Here is a 20,542-nt window from a genome sequence, read left to right as displayed (position 1 = left end):
CGCCACGGCGAGAGATCAAGGCTGCACGGGACCAACGATCCACGGTGCGGCGACGGGGAACCGCTTTCGGATCGGCGCGTTGAGGTGGGCGCGGCTCCAGATTCGGATTTTTTTCATGGCCTCCTCCCCTCCACCCGGTCCTTGATCGCTCTCGCTTTCCTCAACTTCTTTCTCGCCGACGCCCGCGACGGGTTGGGGCCCTTTCTCGATGGTTTTCTGGCCACGCGCGGATGGTCCCCCTTCACGCTCGGGATTATCGCCACCATGGGCGGGTTGCTGGGCATGGCCGCCACGCCGTTCTTCGGGGCGTTGGTCGACAAGAGCACGCGAAAGAGACTGCTGATCGTCTGTCCGATCGTGCTGGTGACGGCGGCTGCGCTGTGGACGCTGATCGCGCCCAACCCGATCTCCGTATTCGGCGGCCAGGCGCTGACCGCCGTGGTCGGCGCGGTGATCGGCCCGGCCGTGATGGGGCTGTCTTTGGGATTGGTGGGCGAAAGGGTTCCCATCAGGTTGCGCGTAACGAAATCTGGAACCACGCAGGCAATGTCGCCTCGCTGGCGGCAGTCTTCGTGGCCAGCATGATGTTCGGCCTGTCGGGCGTGATCGGCCTGATGATCTTCACGGCGCTGGCGGCGAGCGCTGCGGCCGGCGCCATTCGCGGCGAGGAGATCGACCATGAGGCGGCGCGCGGCGGAGACGACGGCGGCGATCAGGGCTTCCGCCAGGCCCTGTCGGCGCCGGGCCTCTGGCGGCTGGCGGTGGTGTTGCTGATCTTCCATTTCGGCAACGCGCCGATCAGCCGGCTGATCGCCCAGCAATTTTCGATCGAACTCGGCTCGCCCTTCCAGACCACGGCCATCACCACCGGCGTGTCGCAACTGTCGATGATCGTGATGGCGGCGCTGGCGCCGTTTGCCCTCAAACGCTTCGGCCTGCCGGCGCTGTTCATCGTCGCGTTGGCGGCCCTGCCGCTCCGCGGGGCGCTCGCCGGTCTCACCGAAGGTTTCGTCATGGTCTATCCGATCCAGATCCTCGACGGCGTCGGGGCTGGCCTGATCGGCATCGCGACGCCGATCGCGGCGGAGCGGATCCTGGCGGGCACGGGCCGTTTCAACACCGGACTTGCAGCCGTGATGACGGTGCAGGGCGTCGGCGCCTCACTGAGCAATATCGCCGCCGGTTTCCTGACCAAACAGGGCGGCTACAGCCTCGCCTATCTCGCCCATGGCGGCGTGGCGCTCCTGGCGCTGATCGCCTTCGTGGCCTGGCGGGGCCTGATCGCGCCGTCCACGCCGGGCCGCAAAAAACAAAACCCGGCCATGTGAAGGGCCGGGCCTTGCGCCAAATCTAGGCGGAAGCGATCAGCTGTTGACCGCGTCCTTCAGGCCCTTGCCTGCCGTGAACTTCGGCACGTTGCGCGCCGGGATGTCCACTTTTTCGCCGGTCGAAACATTGCGGCCGACGGAGGCTTCGCGGCGGCTAACGGAGAAGTTGCCGAAACCCACGAGGCGAATCTCGCCGCCCTTCTTGAGCTCGTCCTGCACGGTGTCGAACACCGCATCCACAGCGGTCGCTGCATCGGCCTTGCTGAGGCCAGAGCGTTCGGCGACAGCCGCCACGAGTTCACTCTTGTTCATGTTTCCACCCCTTTCTTGGTTGGTATGAAACGATTCGTAACGCGATGGGCAGAATAGTCATAGGCTGCCCGGCGGCAACTCTGTTATACGAAAAACCCGGCGAATCCAGCCTGTTCAACGCTTTTTCCATAACGAAATGGCCGGTCTTTCGACCGGCCATCGTGTTTTCGGATCATTCTGAGGCGTCGCGGCATCAGTGAGCGATCGACACCGTCGCGTCGCCGTCGGCGTCGGCCTTGGCCGGCGCGTTCTCGAAAGATTCGTCCCATTCGATCGGAACCGGCTGACGCACCAGAGCATGCTCCAGCACCTCGCCCATTCTGGAGACCGGAATGATCTCCATATTGTTCTTCACGTTGTCCGGGATGTCCGCCAGGTCCTTGGCGTTGTCGGCCGGAATGAGCACCTTCTTGATGCCGCCGCGCAGCGCCGCCAGCAACTTTTCCTTGAGCCCGCCGATCGGCGAAACGCGCCCGCGCAGGGTGATCTCGCCGGTCATCGCCACGTCGTGACGAACCGGAATGCCGGTCATCACCGAGACGATGGCGGTGACCATGCCGATGCCGGCGGACGGACCATCTTTGGGCGTCGCTCCATCCGGAACGTGCACGTGGATGTCGCGCTTTTCGAACAAGGGCGGCTTGATGCCGAAATCGATGGCGCGCGAACGGACATACGACGCCGCCGCGGAAATCGATTCCTTCATCACGTCCTTCAGATTGCCGGTGACCGTCATGCGGCCCTTGCCCGGCATCATCAGCCCTTCGATCATCAGCAATTCGCCGCCGACCTCGGTCCAGGCGAGACCGTTGACCACGCCGACCTGGTCTTCCTTGTCGGCCTCGTCGTGACGGAAGCGCGCGGCACGCCGAGATAATCGGACAGATTATCCTTGGTGACTTCGACCTTGAGCACGCGGGTGCGCAGGATTTCGGTCACGGCCTTGCGGGCCAGTTTGCTGATCTCGCGCTCGAAATTTCGAACGCCCGCTTCACGGGTATAGGACCTGATGACCTCGAGCAGCGCTTCGTCGGTGATCGAGAATTCCTTCGGTTGCAGCGCATGATCGCGCATGGCCTTGGAAATCAGGTGCCGCTTGGCAATTTCGAGCTTTTCGTCTTCGGTGTAGCCGGCGATGCGAATGATCTCCATGCGGTCCATCAAAGGCGCAGGGATGTTCAGCGTGTTCGCCGTGGTGATGAACATCACGTTGGACAGGTCGTATTCCACTTCCAGGTAGTGGTCCATGAACGTGGAGTTCTGTTCCGGATCCAGCACCTCGAGCAGAGCCGAAGACGGATCGCCGCGGAAGTCCATGCCCATCTTGTCGATTTCATCGAGCAGGAAGAGCGGATTGGCCTTCTTCGCCTTCTTCATAGACTGCACGACCTTGCCGGGCATGGAGCCGATATAGGTCCGACGATGACCACGGATTTCAGCCTCGTCACGCACGCCGCCCAACGCCATGCGGACATATTCGCGTCCGGTGGCCTTGGCGATCGAACGCGCCAGCGAGGTCTTGCCGACGCCCGGAGGGCCGACGAGGCACAAAATCGGGCCGCGGATCTTGGTCGACCGCGCCTGCACGGCGAGATATTCGACGATGCGCTCCTTGACCTTGTCGAGGCCGAAGTGATCGGTGTCGAGGATCTTCTCGGCGTTCAGCAGGTCGGTCTTGACGCGCGAGAACTTGCCCCAGGGCAGGCCGAGCAGCCAATCGAGATAGTTGCGCACGACGGCGGCTTCCGCCGACATCGGGCTCATCTGCTTGAGCTTGCGGAATTCGGCGTCGGCCTTTTCGCGCGCTTCCTTCGACAGCTTGGTCTTGGCGATCCGGCTTTCGATTTCGGCCATCTCGTCGCGGCCGTCCTCGTCGCCCAGTTCCTTCTGGATCGCCTTCATCTGTTCGTTGAGGTAATATTCGCGCTGGGTCTTTTCCATCTGGCGCTTCACGCGCGAGCGGATGCGCTTCTCGACCTGGAGGACGGAAATCTCGCCTTCCATGAAGCCCAGCGCCTTCTCGAGCCGTTCCTTGACGCTGACGGTTTCCAGCATGCCCTGCTTGTCGGTCAGCTTGATCGACAGATGCGAGGCCACGGTGTCGGCGAGCTTGGAATAGTCGTCGATCTGGCCGGCGGCGTTGACCACTTCGGGCGAGATCTTCTTGTTGAGCTTCACATAGTTCTCGAACTCGGACACAACGGAGCGAGACAGAGCCTCGATCTCGACGGCGTCTTCCTTCGGCTCGACCAGAACGCTGGCGGCGGCCTCGTAGTAATCCTCGCGATCTGTGTAGCTGTCGATCTTCGCGCGGCCGCGACCTTCGACCAGCACCTTGACGGTGCCGTCGGGCAGCTTCAGAAGCTGAAGCACGTTGGCTGCGGTTCCGACCTCGAAGATCGCCGAGGGCGACGGATCGTCATCGGTGGCGTTCTTCTGCGTGACCAGAAGGATCTGGCGATCGGTGCCGATAACCTCCTCCAGCGCGCGGATCGACTTCTCGCGGCCGACGAACAGCGGCACGATCATATGTGGAAACACCACGATGTCGCGCAACGGCAGGACGGGATAGTTCTGCTGGCTTTCTTCCGTCGGGAATGTTTTTTTGGTCATTTGTTTCCCTTTCAGTCCAGACCCCTATGACTGCCGGAGAGTGGTCCGCGCCATCGGCCTGTTCGGGGTAGAGGTGGAGATCCTAAGCATGCAATTCAAGACTGAAACGAGCGCCCCCAATTGCCTGCCGTCAAAAATCCGTCATATCCCCGTGAACATTCAATACGATCCGGATGGTCCGAAGCTTACGCGGTCGCCGCGTATTAGCATCGCCGGAATCTCACGAGAGTTTTGCGCCCATACGGCCGCCAAGGCAACGCGTTTTTCGCCATCGGCTCGCCAAACCGCGTCTCGGACGCAAAAAGCCCGGCCGGAGCCGGGCTTCAGGTCGGATATCGGCGGTCATGACCTCAAGCGGAGGCCGGAGCCTTTTCGTCGCGGCGATCGGCATAGATGTAGAGCGGACGGGCGCTGCCCTTGGCCACTTCTTCCGAAATCACCACTTCCTGGACGCCGTCCATGGCCGGCAGTTCGAACATCGTGTCGAGCAGGATCTTTTCCATGATCGAGCGAAGGCCGCGGGCGCCGGTCTTGCGGATGATCGCCTTGCGGGCGATTTCGCGAAGCGCCGCTTCGTGGAAGGTCAGTTCCACGTCTTCCATCTCGAACAGGCGCTGATACTGCTTCACCAGCGCGTTCTTCGGTTCGCTGAGAATCTGGATCAACGCGTCCTCGTCGAGGTCTTCCAGCGTCGCCACGACGGGCAGACGACCGATGAATTCCGGGATGAGGCCGAATTTGACCAGATCTTTCCGGCTCGAGATCGCGCAGCACGTGACCGACGCGACGATCGTCCGGAGCCGCGACCTTGGCGGCGAAGCCGATCGAGGTCTTCTCCGATCGCGCCGAGATGACCTTTTCGAGGCCGGCGAAAGCGCCGCCGCAGATGAACAGGATGTTGGTCGTGTCCACCTGCAGGAATTCCTGCTGCGGATGCTTGCGGCCGCCCTGCGGCGGAACCGAAGCCACGGTGCCTTCCATGATCTTCAGCAGCGCCTGCTGGACGCCCTCGCCCGACACGTCGCGGGTGATCGAGGGGTTGTCCGACTTGCGGCTGATCTTGTCGACTTCGTCGATATAGACGATGCCGCGCTGGGCGCGCTCGACATTGTAGTCGGCAGCCTGCAGCAGTTTCAGGATGATGTTCTCGACGTCTTCGCCGACATAACCCGCTTCGGTGAGCGTCGTGGCGTCCGCCATGGTGAACGGCACGTCGATGATGCGGGCCAGCGTCTGGGCGAGATAGGTCTCTTGCCGCATCCGGTGGGGCCGACCAACAGGATGTTAGACTTCGCCAGTTCGATGTCCTGGCTCTTGGAGGCGTGCGCCAACCGCTTGTAGTGATTGTGCACGGCGACGGCGAGAATGCGCTTGGCCGTCTTCTGGCCGATGACATATTCGTCGAGAACCTTCATGATGTCCTGCGGGGTCGGCACGCCCTCCCGCGACTTAACCATGGAGGATTTGTTTTCCTCGCGGATGATGTCCATGCAGAGTTCGACGCATTCGTCGCAGATGAACACGGTTGGCCCCGCGATCAGCTTGCGCACCTCATGCTGGCTCTTGCCGCAGAAAGAACAATAAAGCGTGTTCTTCGAGTCGCCACTGTTGCTTCCGCTGACTTTGCTCATTTTCACTTCCTTCCAGCACGCCGCGACCAGAAAGGAACGCGGGGTCGATCATGACACCCCGGCATGAAGCGGCATTCCGCTGTTACACGAGGCCTGGGGGACAGATGGTTCGGCGTAACGCAGCACATTCGCCAGAAAACAGCAACATGTCCCCATTGCTCAATGGGAAGCCTATGTCACAATTCTTCAACATAGGCTTAATGCTATTCCTAAACGCCCAAGGCTTCCACGCAAACTGCTATCGGACACAATCTTGTCAAGAACAGGGCTTGTCAAGCGAAGAGCGGACGCGCCGCTCTTCCAGTCGAAGCATTTCGCCCGGCCATGAGCCTCAGGCCTCCTCGCCGCCCTCGCGTTCGGCGCGGGTGGTGATCACGTCGTCCACCAGACCCCAGGTCTTGGCTTCCTCGGCGGTCATGAAATTGTCGCGGTCGAGAGCGCGTTCGACTTCCTCGTAAGAGCGGCCGGTGTGCTTCTCGTAGATCTCGTTCAAGCGGCGCTTCATCTTGAGGATGTCGCGGGCGTGACGTTCGATGTCGACCGCCTGGCCCTGGAAGCCGCCGGAGGGCTGGTGGACCATGATGCGGGCGTTCGGCGTGGCGAAACGCAGGCCCTTTGTGCCGGCGGTCAGCAGCAGCGAGCCCATGGACGCGGCCTGGCCGACGCAGAGCGTCGAGACCGGCGGACGAATGAACTGCATCGTGTCGTAGATCGCCATGCCGGCCGTAACATAGCCGCCCGGCGAATTGATGTAGAGCGAGATTTCCTTCTTCGGGTTTTCCGACTCCAGGAACAGAAGCTGCGCGCAGGCGAGCGCCGCCATCGTGTCGTCCACCGGGCCGATCAAAAGATGATCCGCTCCCGAAGCAGCCGCGAGAAGATGTCCCAACCACGTTCGCCGCGATTGGTCTGCTCGATCACCTGGGGAATAATCGCCATGGTGGTTTCAATCGGATCTCTCATGTCCATCCTTCACATAAACTCCCCGGAGATCGGTTATTTTCTCGGGAATCAACCTTTTCTCTTTTCCCATACATAGAGTGTCCGTCCCCGGACTTCAAGCCATGCGCGGAAATTGCGCTATCCCTGTACGATTCGCACTTAAGGTCAGATTACGGCGGGGCATGCCTGCACCGGAATTGGCCGTCACGGTGAACAATCTATGAAATGCCGCGTCAAAATCAGACGCGGAGATGGCGGACGGGATATTCGGCTATCACATGGTCCGACGTCATCAGCAGCAGATCTTCGGCCGGCGCCTGGGCGATCGGCAGCCGATCAAACAGGTCGCGGTGGATGAGCGGCGGATCCAGAACGCGAACCGCATGGGCGCCGGTGACGGGGAGTTCCTCGTAGCCTTCGGCGATCGGCATCGACCTCAGCCTTTATGGGTCGACATTGAAGTCCGCCTTCCTCGGCGATTGCTTGATCGCCGCCTCAAGGACCGAGATCGCGCTGAACCAGACAGTGTTGCCGGAGTTCTCCAGAATTTCCGTCGTGTCCCTGGACAATCGAGCCGACTGCATCGACATCCAAATCAAGATGTTGGTGTCAACGAGGCAGTTCATCGCGCCCCTCGAAAAGCGCAATGCTCTCGTCCTGACACATGGCGTCGAAATCGTCGGGAACGCTCATCTGGCCATCGAGAAAGCCTAAACGGCGCGGTCGGCGAGGAGCTTTTTCCGCTGGCTCGAAACGCACCACGGGCTTGCCCGCCTTTTCAACGATAATCGTCTCGCCGCTCTCGGCGGCCGACATCAAGTCGCTGAAGTTTTCTTCCGCTTCCGGCAGGCTCACATGACGCATGGCCGTTCTCCCGCTCAACAGGACTGAATATAGGACAGGAGCGGCGCCATTGCAATTTTCGCGGGCCTGTCCATAAAGTCCCGGCGAAGTCACACGAGTACCCCCGCATGTCCCAGTTCCCTTCCTATTTCAAATTCGACGCTGGCAATCGCCGCGTGTCGCTCGACGCCCGCAATCCAGACTTCTACCGCGATCCGAACATCGCTTACGCGGCCATGCACGCCGCCTCGCCCACCTTCTGGTGGGAGGAAGAAAAGCAGTGGTATTTCACCGGCTATGACACGGTGAACGCCTTCCTGCGCGACCGCCGCTTCGGCCGGCAGATCACCCATGTGATGAGCCGCGAAGAGTTGGGCTGGGCGGAGCCGCGCGCCGATCTCGCCGATTTCGATCGCGCCGAGTCGAAATCGCTTCTGTCGCTCGAAGCGCCCGAGCATACCCGGCTGCGCACGCTGGTGAACCGCGCTTTCGTGTCGCGCCAGATCGAGAAGCTCCGGCCCGAGATCACCTCGCTCTGTCACGAACTGATCGACGGCTTTGCGCCCGACCGCGGCACGGAGCTTTTGTCCTCCTTCGCCGAGGTCATCCCCGTCACCATCATCGCGGCCATGATGGGCGTGCCGATGGACATGCGGCGGCAATTGCTCGACTGGAGCCACGACTACGTGCGGATGTACATGTTCGGCCGCACCGCGGAAGATGAAACGCTGGCCAATAAGGCGGCGCGGGAATTCGCCGATTATGTGAAGACGCTCGCCAAGGAAAAGCGCGCCAATCCGCAGGATGACCTTCTCACGCTGATGCTGTCTCCGGCCCGCGATGGCCAGTTCCTGACCGAGGACGAACTCGTCTCGACGGCGATCGTGCTGTTGAACGCGGGCCACGAGGCGACCGTTCACCAGATCGGCAATGCGGTAAACATCATCCTCGGCTCCGAGCACGACCCGAAGACGCTGTTTTCAGACGCGAAGAGCACCGAATTGGCCGTCGAAGAAAGCTTCCGAATTTCCGCCCCCGTCCATATCTTCAAGCGCTGGGCGCTCGAGGATGTCGAAGTCGACGGCGTGCAACTCCGCAAGGGCGACGAGATCGGCCTGATCCTCGCCGCGGCAAATCTCGATCCGAAAAAGTTCTCGGATCCCCTCGCCTTCAAGCCGGATCGCGACGAAGGCCTCAGCCTTTCCTTCGGCGCCGGCATCCATTTCTGCATCGGCGCGCCGCTCGCGCGGCTGGAAATGAACATCGCGCTGCCGATCCTGTTCGAGCGGCTGCCGAAGATGCGGATCGCCCGGGAGCCCGTGGTGAAGGACGTGTATCACTTCCACGGACTGGAGCGGCTTGATCTGGAGTGGTGAGGTAAGCAAAGAAAGACGATCATCGAAGAAAGATCTCGTGAATGACGGAAGACAGACTTGGAGAAACTCTGTTTTATACTCTGATCTTCATCTGGCCAGCGCTTGTTACTTATGCATGCCTCACGTTTCTGCACGGTGCATGGCGCAAAGTATGCTGGTTGTATCTAGCCTTCTATCTCACCATTGGCGTTTCCGAAATCTACAGTTTCGCCATTTTGGAGGATTGGCAGGCGGCGCCATTTGGAATTTACTTCGTTCCGATTTCCGTCTCGGCGGCTATGGTAATCGCGCTTGCGGTGAATGCCGCTAATGCCCGCACGAAGCCAGATATTGTTCCCCTTGGCAGCTCACTGGTGCACGCGATGCTGACCGGCGCGTTGTTTTGGATTTTCACGGCAGCTGTCGTTTTCACGATATGTGGAGCCTTGTTCTTAACGCCGAATATGCGGTTTGGCATGGTGGACTTAGCAGCGTTTCTTGCTTTGGCAGGCGCTCCGCTCATCATGCTACCACGACAACTGGCTCGATATGAATGGATTGATACCCCAAAGATCGCCCGATCGATCGAGAAACTGCCTGTCGATAATGCTGTATTGTTCGGCGCCGGATTTCTCGTCTCCGTTGAGATCGGCTATTTCGGGGTCTTTTCGGAATGGCCTGGAAAAGCCGTCTATCTCGTGCTCATCTCGATCGGCATCGCCGCAGCGACGATCGGCTTTGCCGGCCGAAGGATGCGATCTTTTTCCCTTGCAAGCGTCGGCTTCGGGCTAACCGCAGGTATTGTCGTTTTGGTATGCCTTGCGGCATACACGGCGGACAGCTTTGCCTCTCAAGCTGAGCAGGTGGCTATGGGCAAACCCTATTGGCTCGCCTCCCGCGGTCGTCCGCTCACATCCCGGTGGGACATGAGCTTCCTAACCGCACGGGCGCCCCCCATTCCCTTCGCATATAATCCTGATCACAATCATGCCTCGATGACTGTGCAACTTGAGAACGGGTATATTCTTTATGCCTGGGCTCTCCGAACACAGCAGTTTGTAAGGGTCGACTTGCGCTGACGAATCTGCTGACGCCCGAAACGCCCTTTTCGAAAGACCCATTCGGCACCAGCGACGCTACACCCGGATCACATAATCCTTCGTCGTCGTCTCGACCACTTCCCATGTCCCGATGAAACCGGGCCTCAGGATAAGTCTGTCGCCGGCGCGGAGGTGGATCGGTTCGCCCCCTTCCTCCGTGACGATCGAATAGCCTTCGAGGATATGGAAATATTCCCACTCGTCATAGACGATACGCCACTTGCCGGGTGTGGATCGCCACACGCCGGCATAGAGGCCGCCCTCGGCCTCTTCGATGTTCCAGGTTGTGAAAACCGGTTCTCCCGCGATCAGCCTGTCCGGCGCAGGCGCGCCGGTTTCCGGAGTGACGGAGGAGAGATCGAAGCCGAGGGCGTAGTTGGTCATGCTTTTTCCAGAGCCTGTTCGAGATCGGCGATGATGTCGGAGGCGTCTTCGATGCCGACCGACAGTCGCACCACATCCGGGCCGGCGCCCGCGGCGATTTGCTGCTCGGGGGTGAGCTGGCGGTGCGTGGTCGAGGCCGGATGGATGACGAGCGAGCGCGTGTCGCCGATATTGGCGAGATGCGAGAACAGCGTCAGGCTTTCGACCAGCGTCTTGCCCGAATCGTAGCCGCCCTTCAGGCCGAAGGTGAAGACGGCGCCCGCGCCCTTGGGCGAATATTTCTTCTGCAGCGCGTTGTTCGGATCATCCTCGAGACCGGCATAGCTGACCCAACCGACCTTCGGATGCGACTTGAGCCACTTGGCGACGGCGAGCGCGTTTTCGCAATGGCGCTGCATGCGCAGCGGCAGCGTCTCGATGCCGGTGATCAGCAGGAAGGCGTTCATCGGCGCGATCGTCGGGCCGAAATCGCGCAGACCCAGCACGCGGGCGGCGATCGCGAAAGCGATGTTGCCGAAGGTCTGGTGCAGGATCACGCCGGCATATTCCGGACGCGGCTCCGACAGCATCGGATATTTGCCGGAGGCCGACCAGTCGAAGGTGCCGCCGTCGACGATGATGCCGCCCATGGAATTGCCATGGCCGCCCATGAACTTGGTCAGCGAGTGGACGACGATGTCGGCGCCGTGCTCGATCGGGCGCACGAGATAGGGCGAGGCCATGGTGTTGTCGACGATCAGCGGCAGGCCGTGCTTGTGGGCGATCTCGGCGATGGCCGCGATATCCACGAAGGTGCCGCCGGGATTGGCCAGGCTTTCGATGAACACCGCCTTGGTCTTTTCGTCGATCAGCGCTTCCATGGCGGAGGGATCGGACATGTCGGACCAGCGCACCTGCCAGTCGAAGCTCTTGAAGGCGTTGCCGAACTGGTTGATCGAGCCGCCATAGAGGCGCTTGGCGGCGATGAAATTGTCGCCCGGGTTCATGATGGTGTGGAAGATCAGCAACTGTGCGGCGTGACCGGAAGACGTGGCCAGAGCGGCGGTGCCGCCTTCGAGCGCGGCGACGCGCTCTTCGAGCACGGCCTGGGTGGGGTTCATGATGCGGGTGTAGATATTGCCGAACTGCTGCAGGCCGAACAGAGCGGCGGCGTGATCGGCATTGTCGAACACGAAGCTCGTCGTCTGATAGATCGGGGTGATGCGCGCCTTGGTGGTCGGATCAGGCTGCGCGCCGGCGTGTACGGCGAGCGTGGAAAAGCCCGGATTGTCTTTGCTCATGAAGTCCTCCCTTGGTCGGCGCGTTCCGAAAAGACATATCCCGGAAACGCCGTGATGATTGTGCAACGGCGACTATAACGTCTGCCGAGAGAAGCGCGCGCAAAATTTGCGCTGGATATCGCTCAAGCCTGAAATATTCTTTCAAAACAACTTTCTGACGCCCGGTCACGCCGAAAAGGAAAGCAACCGACTATGTGGCGGAAGGCGCCCTTCGCCAACGAAGCCGAAGCGCAGCGGAACAATAAAAAAGCCGCTCGGAGGCGGCCTTGAACATCATTCGTCGCGGTAGACTTTTTCGCGGCGCTCGTGGCGTTCCTGCGCTTCGATCGACAGCGTGGCGATCGGCCTTGCGTCGAGACGTTTGAGGCTGATCGGTTCGCCGGTTTCCTCACAGTAGCCGTAGGTGCCGTCGTCGATACGCTGCACGGCGGCGTCGATTTTGGAAATCAGCTTGCGCTGCCTGTCGCGCGCCCGAAGTTCGATGGCGCGGTCGGTTTCCGAAGACGCGCGATCGGCGAGATCGGGATGGTTGGCGCTCTCTTCGGCGAGATGGCCGAGCGTCTCGCGCGCCTCGCGCAGGATCTCGTTTTTCCAGGCGATCAGTTTGGTCCGGAAATATGCTCGCTGTCTCGGGTTCATGAATTCTTCGTTTTCCGAGGGAACATAGTTCGTAAGATCGATACTCTCACTCAACGCGCTTCTCCTGAAGAACAACCCGTACAAGGCGGCTCTATAGCTCCGCCGCCTTTTGGTTTCAAGCGGAAAGCGCGGCTTTAACAAATTTTAAATCTGTCATATTCTTGTGCTAAGTGGTTATTTTTCGTGCAAGAATTACCTTTCTTGCCAATGGGCGGCCGCAGGCGGACTGCGTTACGCTGCGTCAGAGGCGACGCAATTCACCGGCCCGTGACATCGCGTCCCGATCCGGCACAGGATTGACCTTTCCCGGCACGGCTGGTTTAAACGACGATCATGCCGTAGCGAGCCGGATAGAACGAGATGACGTCGCCCATAAGTCCGTTTTTCCGTCTTTTCCTGTTGCGCCACGCAAACGCCGCCTGGCCTGAGCCGGGCGGTCGCGATTTCGACCGCGCGCTCGATCGCAAGGGACAGGCCGACATCCGCGACGTCGCCATACGCGCTTATGCCGCCGGCTACCAGCCCGACCGGATCATCGCCTCGCCGGCGCGTCGCTGCCGGGAGACGGCGCTGGCCGTCGTCGACGTGTTCGGGGCCGCGAAAGTGGATTTCGACGAAGCGCTGTACGATCAGGGTCCCGACGCCTACCGCCGGCTGATCGAACGCCATGTGAGCGAGCCGGCGCTGATGATCGTCGGCCATAACCCGATGATCGAGGCGCTTGCCGGGCAATTTGCGAAAGAGCAGCCGGCGGAACTGGCCTTCGGCTACCCGACGGCCGGATTGCTGGTTCTCGATTTTGAGCGTCCCGCGCGCCTGAGGCCGAAAGCTGCGGCGGTCGTAGACATGATCGCGCCGCTTTGATCTCCGATCCAGGCGACCTATATTGAACTCACAGAAACGCATGCGGATGTCGCCTTGTCTCCTTCCCCCACCTCGTTCACCGATGAAGCTCGGATCGCGCTCGAAAATCTCGGCGACAAAGCCGCCGGGCTGCTGAATCCCTCCATACGCCTGGGCGTGACCGGCCTTTCCCGCGCCGGCAAGACCGTGTTCATCACGACGCTGATCCACAATCTCTTCAACGAGGGCCGTCTGCCGTTGTTCGAAGCGCAAAGGTCCCGGCGCATCAAATCGGTGGCGCTTGAGGAGCAGCCCGACGACGCCGTGCCGCGCTTTCAATATGAGGATCATGTCAAGGCGCTGGTCGGAAAACGGATCTGGCCGGGATCGACGCGGGCGATTTCCGAGCTGCGCATCACCTTGCATTATCAGAGCGCGTCGGGTTGGGGGCGTTGGCTGTCGCCCGGAAAGCTGTCGATCGACATCGTCGATTACCCCGGCGAATGGCTGATGGACCTGCCGCTGCTGACGCAGGATTTCGCAGGCTTCTGCGAACAGGCCGCGCGGCTCGCGCGCCAACCGCGCCGCGCCGCCTTCGCCCGGGAGTGGCTGGCGCGCGCCGAACGGATCCCGCCGGATGCGGCGGCCGACGAGATGACGGCTCGGGATCTGGCCCAGGATTTCACCGCTTACCTGCGCGCCTGCAAGGACGATGAACAGGCCTTCTCCTCGCTGGCTCCTGGCCGCTTTCTGATGCCCGGCGATCTCGACGGCTCGCCGGCGCTCACCTTTGCGCCCCTCGTCAAGCTCTTGCCCGGCAAGGCGCCGAAAGGCAGTCTCCAGGCGATGATGGAGCGGCGCTTCGAGGCTTATAAGGCGCATGTCGTGAAGCCGTTCTTCCGCGACCACTTCACGCGTCTCGACCGACAGATCGTGCTCGTCGACGCGTTGCAGGCGATCAATGGCGGGCCGGATGCGATCGAGGATCTCGAATCGGCGCTCGGCGACGTGCTGGCTTCTTTCCGCCCCGGCGCCAATTCCTTTCTCGGCTCGCTTCTGACGCGGAAGATCGACAAGGTCCTGATCGCCGCCACCAAAGCCGATCACCTGCATCATGAAAGTCATGACCGGCTGGAAGCCATCACCCGTCGCATGGTCGATCGCGCCGTCAAGCGCATCGGCCGGACCGGGGCGGGCATCGACGTGATCGCTCTCGCCTCGGTGCGCGCCACCCGCGAGGCGACCGTGTCCCGCGACGGCGACACGCTGCCGGTGATCGTCGGCACCCCGATATTGGGCGAGAAGATCGGCGGCGAGACCTTCGACGGCGAAAAGAAGACGGCGGTGTTTCCGGGCGACCTGCCGTCGAACCCCGACGTCTATTTCGACCGCGACGAACAGGTCGCGGCGACCGCACCGCCGCAGATCAACATCGTCAGGTTCAGGCCGCCCGAGATCGAAGCCACCGGCGGCGGCGTGAAACTGTCGCTGCCGCATATCCGCCTCGACCGCGCCCTCCAGTTCCTCATCGGAGACCGGCTGACATGACCGACGATAAGCGGAGCCGCCCTCCCCAGGCGTTTTCCCTGAACGAACCGCAGCCGGCCGCGCCGAAATCGCCGCGGGCGCCGGCCGCCTTCGACGCCGACGTGACGCTGACCGCGGCGCAGGACGACCCGTTTCTGGCCGAGCAGATGGCGGAACCGCCGGTGGCCGCGCCGCGCCGCAGAGGTCTGCCGCTGCTTTCCATCCTCACGGGCGCGCTGGGCCTGCTGTTTTCAGCCGCCTTCGCGCTGTGGCTCGACGGATTGATCCGCGATCTCTACGCCCGCGCCGACTGGCTCGGCTACACGGCGCTGACGCTGACAGTCGTGGCCGTGCTCGCCGCGCTCGGCATGGTCGGCCGCGAGATCTGGGCGCTGCGCCGGCTGTCGTCGGTGCAGGACCTGAAGCGAGAGGCGGAAATCGCCCTCGCCGACCGCAAACCCGCCCATGCCCGCGCCGTCGTGGCGCGGCTCGTGGCGCTGTCGGCGTCTATCCCGGAAACCGAATCGGGCCGCAAGGCGCTGGCGGCGACAGAACAGGACGTCATCGATCCAGAGGGCCTGATCCGGCTTGCCGAGCTCGAACTGCTCTCTCCCGCCGACCGCCGCGCGCGAAGGCTGATCCTCGACGCCAGCAAACGGGTGTCGATCGTGACCGCGGTCAGCCCGCGCGCCATCGTCGATCTCGGCTATGTGCTGTTCGAATCGGCGCGGCTGGTGCGGACGGTGGCCGAGACCTATGGCACCCGGCCGGGCCGTCTCGGCATGCTGCGGCTGTTCGGCGACGTGATCGCCCATCTCGCCGTCACCGGTTCGATCGCGGTCGGCGACGGCATCGCCCAACAGGTGCTCGGCCACGGTGTCGCTTCCAAGATTTCCGCGCGCCTCGGCGAAGGCGTCGTCAACGGCCTGATGACGGCGCGAATCGGCATCGCGGCCATGGATCTGCTGCGTCCGCTTCCATTCCGCGCCCAGCGGCGGCCCGGCGTCAGTGATTTCGTAGGGGATCTGACCGGATATTCCGGTGGATAAACGATCTCGGACGGCTTGCCGTTGCAACCGCGCAACAGCCCCCGCGGCCTATGGCGGCGGGAGACTCGCTCGCGGCCTGAAACGCTTCCCATCCGCGGAGAGAGACGGCTAAATACGACTATATCGAAACTCTCCGTTAACCAATATCGGCCAAAACTCGCCTTAGTTCCAGTAGCGGCTGACCCGGAAGGAAGCTCAATGTTTTCGCGCGTTACCCCATTCGTCCTTGGCTTTGCGAGCCTCGTCGCCTTCGGGTCGGCGATGGTTGCGCCGGCGGAAGCCGGCAGCCGCGACAAGGTGTTCTTCGAGGGCGTCGCCGGCGAGTGGAGCGGCCCGGGCGAAATCGTCGCCGGCAAGTACAAGGGCACCAAGTTCAAATGCACGCTCACCGGCGTCACCGAGGGCAAGTCCACCGGCATGACGCTCGACGGCCATTGCCGCGTCGGCTTCTTCAAGCAGCCGATGAAGGCGACCATCATGGCCGACGGACGCAGCTATAAGGGCAAGTTCCTCGACGGCGCGGCCGGCAAGGGCCTCGACATCGTCTCGGGCAACGTGACAGGCCAGAAGATGGTCGTCGGCATCACCCGCGCCCGTCTGAACGGAGCGATGATCGCCCGCCTGCAGGGCAAGAATTCCATGACCGTGACGATTTCGGTCAAGGTCGACGAAACGATGATCCCGGTGATCGGCATGTCGCTGAACCGCCAGACGGATGAGATCGCGGTCGGCTCGGTCGAGTGAAAGCTTGAACTCGATGATCTGAATATCGGCCGGCGGATGCGCCGGCCTTTTTGTTTTATGCGCGCCGCCACCAGTCTCGATCGGCGTCGGCCAGTTCGATGCTCGCGGCGTCGACTTCGGCGAGCCATGCGGTGACCGGACGATCGGAGATCATCAGGCCCGGGGCGACGTCCGCGAGCGGCTGGAGCACGAAGGCGCGTTCGGTCATCCGTGGATGCGGCAGGGTCAAGTCATCCGTCGACATCTGCAGGTCGCCATAGGCGAGCACATCGAGATCGATCGTGCGCGGGCCCCAGCGCTCCACCCGGATGCGCTTCATCGACCGCTCGATCTCCAGACAGAGACGCAGAAGCGACAAGGGCTCCAACGTGGTGGCGATCTCCGCCGCGCTGTTGAAGAACCAGTCCTGATCGGTCTTGCCCCAGGGCGGCGTCCGGTAGAGGCGCGACACTGAGACCACCCGACAGTCAGGGCGTTCGTCGACGCGTCTCAAGGCCTCGGCCATATTGGCGACGGGATCGCCGAGATTGCCGCCGAGCCCGAGATAGGCGACGGCCTCAGCGTTGGGCATGATGCTCGACGGACACCTGGACATAATCGAGAACGCCGGAAATCGGCGCATTCGGCTTGCGCAAGGTGATCTTGGCCCGCACGATCTGCGGGAACTGTTGGGCGAGCGCCCGGGCGATCTCAGTGGCCAGCGCCTCGATCAGGTAATAACGGCGGCCCGTCACGATTTTCTCGATCAACTTGAAGGCGACGCCGTAATCGACCGTCGTCTCCAGCGCGTCGTGCTCGAGCGGGCCGGCCGGCATGACTTCGAGCTCGGCGTCGACGAAAAAGCGCTGTCCGAGCACTTCCTCTTCGTCCATGACGCCGTGGCGCGCGAAGAAGGCGCAGTTGGCGAGTGTGATCGTGTAAGTGCCAGTCATGCAGGTGTTCCTCGCCCATCCGTTTCGCGGGCCTTGAGAATAGCATCGGCGACGCGCAGGGCGTCGCGGTTGATTGCGACATTATGGACGCGGAAAATGGCCGCGCCCGAGATTCTGAGAAGGGCGCTCGTCGCCGCGGTGGCCACGTCGCGCTCGGCAGGTTCGCGGCCCGTCAGCGCGCCGAGAAACCGTTTGCGCGACGTTCCCGCCAGAAGCGGATAGCCGAGTGCGATCAACTCGTCAAACCGGGCCATCAGCGCCAGATTCTCGGAGGGCGTTTCCTTGTTGAAGCCGAAACCGGGATCGAGCACGATCCGTTCCCGAGCAAGTCCGGCCGCCTTCGCGACGGCGAGCGTCGCCGAGAAGAAATGCCGCTGATCCTCGATGGGATCGGCCAGTTTTTCGCGACCTCTTCCGGTATGCATGGCGATCACGCCGGCGCCGGCCTCCACCGCCACCGGGGCCATCTGAGGATCTTTCTGCAACCCCTCGATATCGTTGATGATATGCGCGCCGGCGCGGATCGCCGACCGCGCGGTCTCCGCCCTGTAGGTGTCAACGGACAGCAGCGCGTCGGTTCGGCGCGCCAGTTGCTCGATCACCGGAAGGATGCGCGCCTGCTCCTCCTCGGCCGATACGGGGGCTGCGCCGGGCCGGGTGGATTCGCCGCCGATATCGATGATCGCCGCGCCGTCCCTCACTGCCTGCAGAGCATTCTCCACGGCGCTGTCGAGCGCGAGATTTCGGCCGCCGTCGGAGAAGGAATCGGGCGTGACGTTGATCACCGCCATGATCACGGCGTCCGGACCCAGCGTCAGGCTGCGTCCATGCGCGAGTTTCCAGTCGAAGGGCGCGAAGGGCGAGGTCATCCGGGATCTCCGCTCGGAATGTGCTGGGTTGCTGATTGCATATTGCGCGCCGACAGACAATCACCGAAAATGCCGGCGGACGGCATAGACGCGCCGGGGATGCGAGGAGTGAACCGATGAAGAGAATGGCCCGCCTCGCGCTTGTCGCCGCCGTTCTCGCGATCGCTCCCTCCGCACAATCCGAAATGATCGCGCGCAAGACCGTCACCTATTTCAGCATCGGCGGAAAGACGGCCGCCGACCTCGACCGGGAAATGGCCGAACGCGGCCCGCTGCTCGGCACTGGGCGTCGGCATCCCGGCGCGACGCGCGTCACTTTTTCCGGAAAGGCGTCCTACGTGGCGGAAAAAGGTCGTTGCAGCATCGGCGAGGCGCGCATTCTGCTGACCACGAAGATGACGCTGCCGCGATGGAGAAACCGCTCGAAGGCCGACGCCCGCATGGGGTTGCTGTGGGACACGCTGTCGGCCGACATCAAACGGCATGAGGAGCGGCATGCGGAAATCGCCCGCAACCATGCCCGCGCGCTCGAAAAGGCGCTGCGCGCGCTTCGGCCTGAACGCGATTGCGAAACGCTCAAGGCCCAGGTCTCGCGGGTCACCGCAGAGGCACTCGAAGCGCATGACGCGGATCAGAAGCGATTCGACCGAATCGAAGCCGCAAATTTCAGCGCTCGGATGACGCGCCTGCTGCGCTATCGGGCGACCGGCCGCGCCGAATAACGATCCCGGCCGTTTCGGGCGCTCTCGAATCCGCAAAATCCGCCCAAATGGAGTAACAGGCTTGCGCGTAGCTTGCGCACTTCCTGTTAATTGGCCCGCCATTTGTCCCAATTGAACTTGCGGACTAACTTAAATAGGTTCTCAATCACTGAACAGGTCGAAGCGGTCGCAGCGTAGAGCAGCCTTCCTTACGGTGTCATGTGTGGTTTCCCCGACGCATTGGAGTGGCAACAGGTGTCTCCTCCCTCGCCTGTTTGACGATGCGTCTTACTTGCCTCGCTCGCCTTCACCGTCGAGCGAGGCATTTTTTTGCCGGACTCCGGAACGCCGTCAGCTCTGCTTTTCCGGAATATGGACGACCAGGCCATCGAGGGCGTCGGTCATCTTGATCTGACAGGACAGGCGCGAGGTGGGGCGGGTGTCATAAGCGAAGTCCAGCATGTCCTCCTCCATGGGATCGGGACGACCGGCCTTGTCCGCAAAGGCGTCGTCGACATAGACATGACAGGTGGCGCAGGCGCAGGCCCCGCCGCACTCGGCGAGAATGCCGGGAACGGAATTGCGGATCGCGGCTTCCATGACCGTGGATCCAGTGGCGACGTCCACATCGAAGCGGGCGCCGTCGAAGGCGACGAAGGTGAGTTTCGGCATGATTGTCCTGACGAGTTGGAAAAGACTGGCGAGCCTTTTCCAACATATTCAGAAATGCGTCAACAACGGCTGAGAAAGCCCGGGGAGATCAACGCGACAGCTTGAGAATGAAATTTTCGGCTTCGATGACGGCTGCGCCGAGCATGGCGAGCGCCGCGGCGTCGTCGGCGTCATGTTCGACCTTCTCGGCGACGGTGGAGACGCTGAAGGCGCCGATGGCGAGCGCGGCGCCCTTGAGGCGGTGCGCGATGGCCGAGCGATTGTCGTTTGCCGACGACGACAGTTCCGCCATGCAGTTACGCGCCTGGCGGGCGAAGATGTTGAGGACTTCGAGCTCGAGGTTCTTGTCGCCCGACGTCTGGCGCGCCAGATGGACGAGATCGATGGGGCGAGCCCGCGAAGGCGCGACGGAGGCGTAGTTGTCGGGGGCTTCGAAGGCGACGGATGCGGCTGCCATGTTCATTTCCCTGTTCTTGTTTGTTTGTGACACATGCGAGTTTTCTTATGATCGGCAGTGTCGCAGCGATGGACGCAAGAACGCTTAATTGGGGCGTTTTCAGGGAAGGCATTCTGCAAAGATGGTTAACGATATCTAAACGCGCCTAAACGCTTGGTTTTTTGAGCGGGCGCGGCAAAATTGTCGTTAATATCTCCTCAACCTTGCGCGGAGCTTCCCCACAAGTGATTGTATCAAAACGGCTTCTGTGCCACTACGTAACGTGGGTAAAAAGGCCGTCCTTAACCAGCGGCCGCGAAAGTGACGGTCCCGGGAAGCGCA

General features: G+C 61.9%; 20 protein-coding genes and 3 pseudogenes. 9 read left to right on the top strand and 14 right to left on the bottom strand.

Annotated elements, in window-relative coordinates; genetic code table 11:
* The first annotated feature begins 141 nt into the window (after window positions 1–141).
* Together H2O14_RS29200 and H2O14_RS29195 are read left to right on the top strand one after the other, a co-directional pair.
* Complete coding sequence (locus H2O14_RS29200) at window positions 142–585, top strand: MFS transporter (RefSeq protein WP_409526891.1); 444 nt, start codon at window positions 142–144, stop codon at window positions 583–585.
* Window positions 573–1,328, top strand: coding sequence for a hypothetical protein (locus H2O14_RS29195; RefSeq protein WP_409526890.1), 756 nt, complete (start codon window positions 573–575; stop codon window positions 1,326–1,328). Before H2O14_RS29200 ends, H2O14_RS29195 begins: the two co-directional genes overlap by 13 nt.
* A 36-nt stretch (window positions 1,329–1,364) precedes the next feature.
* On the opposite strand, the gene hupB is transcribed toward H2O14_RS29195, so the two are convergent.
* From hupB to H2O14_RS01175, 6 genes and pseudogenes are all read right to left on the bottom strand, one after another.
* Window positions 1,365–1,640, bottom strand: a complete 276-nt coding sequence (gene hupB, locus H2O14_RS01200) for a DNA-binding protein HupB (protein WP_137158040.1) — start codon at window positions 1,638–1,640, stop codon at window positions 1,365–1,367.
* Between the two features lie 193 nt (window positions 1,641–1,833).
* Window positions 1,834–4,253, bottom strand: a pseudogene (gene lon / locus H2O14_RS01195) (endopeptidase La).
* Between the two features lie 350 nt (window positions 4,254–4,603).
* Window positions 4,604–5,884: pseudogene (gene clpX / locus H2O14_RS01190) on the bottom strand (ATP-dependent Clp protease ATP-binding subunit ClpX).
* Window positions 5,885–6,215: 331 nt separating this feature from the next.
* Window positions 6,216–6,847: pseudogene (locus tag H2O14_RS01185) on the bottom strand (ATP-dependent Clp protease proteolytic subunit).
* 218 nt (window positions 6,848–7,065) lie between these two features.
* Window positions 7,066–7,257 (bottom strand): hypothetical protein, encoded by a 192-nt coding sequence (locus tag H2O14_RS01180; RefSeq protein WP_182826192.1) that lies wholly within the window; start codon window positions 7,255–7,257, stop codon window positions 7,066–7,068.
* Between the two features lie 178 nt (window positions 7,258–7,435).
* Entirely contained in the window at window positions 7,436–7,681 is a 246-nt protein-coding gene (locus tag H2O14_RS01175; RefSeq protein WP_409526889.1) for a type II toxin-antitoxin system Phd/YefM family antitoxin, read from the bottom strand.
* Between the two features lie 116 nt (window positions 7,682–7,797).
* Between H2O14_RS01175 and H2O14_RS01170 the strand changes: the two genes are divergently transcribed.
* Both H2O14_RS01170 and H2O14_RS01165 read left to right on the top strand, forming a co-directional pair.
* A complete protein-coding gene (locus H2O14_RS01170; protein WP_182826190.1) occupies window positions 7,798–9,045 on the top strand; it encodes a cytochrome P450 in 1,248 nt (415 codons plus the stop codon).
* Window positions 9,046–9,086: 41 nt separating this feature from the next.
* The gene (locus H2O14_RS01165) at window positions 9,087–10,103 is read left to right on the top strand and encodes a hypothetical protein (RefSeq protein WP_182826189.1); all 1,017 of its coding nucleotides are present in this window, start codon (window positions 9,087–9,089) and stop codon (window positions 10,101–10,103) included.
* A 57-nt stretch (window positions 10,104–10,160) separates the two neighbouring features.
* Here H2O14_RS01165 and H2O14_RS01160 read toward each other — a convergent pair whose 3' ends face one another.
* From H2O14_RS01160 to dksA, 3 genes are all read right to left on the bottom strand, one after another.
* A complete protein-coding gene (locus H2O14_RS01160; RefSeq protein ID WP_182826188.1) occupies window positions 10,161–10,508 on the bottom strand; it encodes a cupin domain-containing protein in 348 nt (115 codons plus the stop codon).
* Window positions 10,505–11,788 carry an O-acetylhomoserine aminocarboxypropyltransferase gene (locus tag H2O14_RS01155; RefSeq protein ID WP_182826187.1) on the bottom strand — a complete coding sequence of 428 codons (1,284 nt, stop codon included), beginning with the start codon at window positions 11,786–11,788 and terminating at the stop codon, window positions 10,505–10,507. The genes H2O14_RS01160 and H2O14_RS01155 overlap by 4 nt, the downstream gene beginning before the upstream one ends.
* Window positions 11,789–12,061: 273 nt before the next feature.
* On the bottom strand, window positions 12,062–12,481 hold the full coding sequence (gene dksA, locus H2O14_RS01150) for an RNA polymerase-binding protein DksA (protein WP_182826186.1): 420 nt from the start codon (window positions 12,479–12,481) through the stop codon (window positions 12,062–12,064).
* 306 nt (window positions 12,482–12,787) lie between these two features.
* Between dksA and H2O14_RS01145 the strand changes: the two genes are divergently transcribed.
* The 4 genes from H2O14_RS01145 (at window position 12,788) to H2O14_RS01130 (ending at window position 16,590) form a co-directional block, all read left to right on the top strand.
* Window positions 12,788–13,291 carry a SixA phosphatase family protein gene (locus H2O14_RS01145; RefSeq protein WP_182826185.1) on the top strand — a complete coding sequence of 168 codons (504 nt, stop codon included), beginning with the start codon at window positions 12,788–12,790 and terminating at the stop codon, window positions 13,289–13,291.
* A 54-nt stretch (window positions 13,292–13,345) separates the two neighbouring features.
* Window positions 13,346–14,818: a YcjX family protein gene (locus tag H2O14_RS01140; protein ID WP_182826184.1), complete on the top strand. Its 1,473-nt coding sequence runs from the start codon at window positions 13,346–13,348 to the stop codon at window positions 14,816–14,818.
* Window positions 14,815–15,846, top strand: a complete 1,032-nt coding sequence (locus tag H2O14_RS01135) for a YcjF family protein (protein ID WP_182826183.1) — start codon at window positions 14,815–14,817, stop codon at window positions 15,844–15,846. The genes H2O14_RS01140 and H2O14_RS01135 overlap by 4 nt, the downstream gene beginning before the upstream one ends.
* A 198-nt stretch (window positions 15,847–16,044) precedes the next feature.
* Window positions 16,045–16,590 carry a hypothetical protein gene (locus H2O14_RS01130; protein ID WP_182826182.1) on the top strand — a complete coding sequence of 182 codons (546 nt, stop codon included), beginning with the start codon at window positions 16,045–16,047 and terminating at the stop codon, window positions 16,588–16,590.
* 55 nt (window positions 16,591–16,645) lie between these two features.
* Here the strand turns inward: H2O14_RS01130 and folK are convergent, their stop codons facing one another.
* Genes folK through folP form a run of 3 tightly spaced genes read right to left on the bottom strand, consistent with a single transcriptional unit; the run spans window position 16,646 to window position 18,391 of the window.
* Window positions 16,646–17,164 (bottom strand): 2-amino-4-hydroxy-6-hydroxymethyldihydropteridine diphosphokinase, encoded by a 519-nt coding sequence (gene folK / locus H2O14_RS01125; protein WP_409526936.1) that lies wholly within the window; start codon window positions 17,162–17,164, stop codon window positions 16,646–16,648.
* A complete protein-coding gene (folB, locus tag H2O14_RS01120) occupies window positions 17,148–17,522 on the bottom strand; it encodes a dihydroneopterin aldolase (RefSeq protein WP_182826180.1) in 375 nt (124 codons plus the stop codon). The genes folK and folB overlap by 17 nt, the downstream gene beginning before the upstream one ends.
* On the bottom strand, window positions 17,519–18,391 hold the full coding sequence (gene folP, locus H2O14_RS01115) for a dihydropteroate synthase (protein ID WP_182826179.1): 873 nt from the start codon (window positions 18,389–18,391) through the stop codon (window positions 17,519–17,521). The genes folB and folP overlap by 4 nt, the downstream gene beginning before the upstream one ends.
* A 116-nt stretch (window positions 18,392–18,507) precedes the next feature.
* Between folP and H2O14_RS01110 the strand changes: the two genes are divergently transcribed.
* Window positions 18,508–19,113, top strand: coding sequence for a DUF922 domain-containing Zn-dependent protease (locus H2O14_RS01110; RefSeq protein ID WP_182826178.1), 606 nt, complete (start codon window positions 18,508–18,510; stop codon window positions 19,111–19,113).
* Between the two features lie 330 nt (window positions 19,114–19,443).
* On the opposite strand, the gene H2O14_RS01105 is transcribed toward H2O14_RS01110, so the two are convergent.
* Both H2O14_RS01105 and H2O14_RS01100 read right to left on the bottom strand, forming a co-directional pair.
* Complete coding sequence (locus H2O14_RS01105) at window positions 19,444–19,764, bottom strand: 2Fe-2S iron-sulfur cluster-binding protein (RefSeq protein WP_182826177.1); 321 nt, start codon at window positions 19,762–19,764, stop codon at window positions 19,444–19,446.
* Window positions 19,765–19,852: 88 nt separating this feature from the next.
* On the bottom strand, window positions 19,853–20,221 hold the full coding sequence (locus H2O14_RS01100; protein ID WP_182826176.1) for an Hpt domain-containing protein: 369 nt from the start codon (window positions 20,219–20,221) through the stop codon (window positions 19,853–19,855).
* Between the last annotated feature and the right edge of the window lie 321 nt (window positions 20,222–20,542).

This window comes from Rhizobium sp. G21 (assembly GCF_014158035.1).
Taxonomy (GTDB): Bacteria; Pseudomonadota; Alphaproteobacteria; order Rhizobiales; family Rhizobiaceae; genus Rhizobium_E.
This window is presented reverse-complemented; position numbering and strand designations above follow the sequence as displayed.

What these genes read in the sequence shown, in the direction of transcription:
- H2O14_RS01165 (WP_182826189.1), top strand. Translation starts at nt 9,087, where the DNA reads ATGACGGAAGACAGACTTGGAGAAACTCTGTTTTATACTCTGATCTTC.
- H2O14_RS01105 (WP_182826177.1), bottom strand. Translation starts at nt 19,764, where the DNA reads ATGCCGAAACTCACCTTCGTCGCCTTCGACGGCGCCCGCTTCGATGTG.
- hupB (WP_137158040.1), bottom strand. Translation starts at nt 1,640, where the DNA reads ATGAACAAGAGTGAACTCGTGGCGGCTGTCGCCGAACGCTCTGGCCTC.
- H2O14_RS01130 (WP_182826182.1), top strand. Translation starts at nt 16,045, where the DNA reads ATGTTTTCGCGCGTTACCCCATTCGTCCTTGGCTTTGCGAGCCTCGTC.
- H2O14_RS01180 (WP_182826192.1), bottom strand. Translation starts at nt 7,257, where the DNA reads ATGCCGATCGCCGAAGGCTACGAGGAACTCCCCGTCACCGGCGCCCAT.
- H2O14_RS01160 (WP_182826188.1), bottom strand. Translation starts at nt 10,508, where the DNA reads ATGACCAACTACGCCCTCGGCTTCGATCTCTCCTCCGTCACTCCGGAA.
- H2O14_RS01170 (WP_182826190.1), top strand. Translation starts at nt 7,798, where the DNA reads ATGTCCCAGTTCCCTTCCTATTTCAAATTCGACGCTGGCAATCGCCGC.
- H2O14_RS01155 (WP_182826187.1), bottom strand. Translation starts at nt 11,788, where the DNA reads ATGAGCAAAGACAATCCGGGCTTTTCCACGCTCGCCGTACACGCCGGC.
- folB (WP_182826180.1), bottom strand. Translation starts at nt 17,522, where the DNA reads ATGACTGGCACTTACACGATCACACTCGCCAACTGCGCCTTCTTCGCG.
- H2O14_RS01110 (WP_182826178.1), top strand. Translation starts at nt 18,508, where the DNA reads ATGAAGAGAATGGCCCGCCTCGCGCTTGTCGCCGCCGTTCTCGCGATC.
- H2O14_RS01100 (WP_182826176.1), bottom strand. Translation starts at nt 20,221, where the DNA reads ATGGCAGCCGCATCCGTCGCCTTCGAAGCCCCCGACAACTACGCCTCC.
- H2O14_RS01145 (WP_182826185.1), top strand. Translation starts at nt 12,788, where the DNA reads ATGACGTCGCCCATAAGTCCGTTTTTCCGTCTTTTCCTGTTGCGCCAC.
- H2O14_RS01135 (WP_182826183.1), top strand. Translation starts at nt 14,815, where the DNA reads ATGACCGACGATAAGCGGAGCCGCCCTCCCCAGGCGTTTTCCCTGAAC.
- folP (WP_182826179.1), bottom strand. Translation starts at nt 18,391, where the DNA reads ATGACCTCGCCCTTCGCGCCCTTCGACTGGAAACTCGCGCATGGACGC.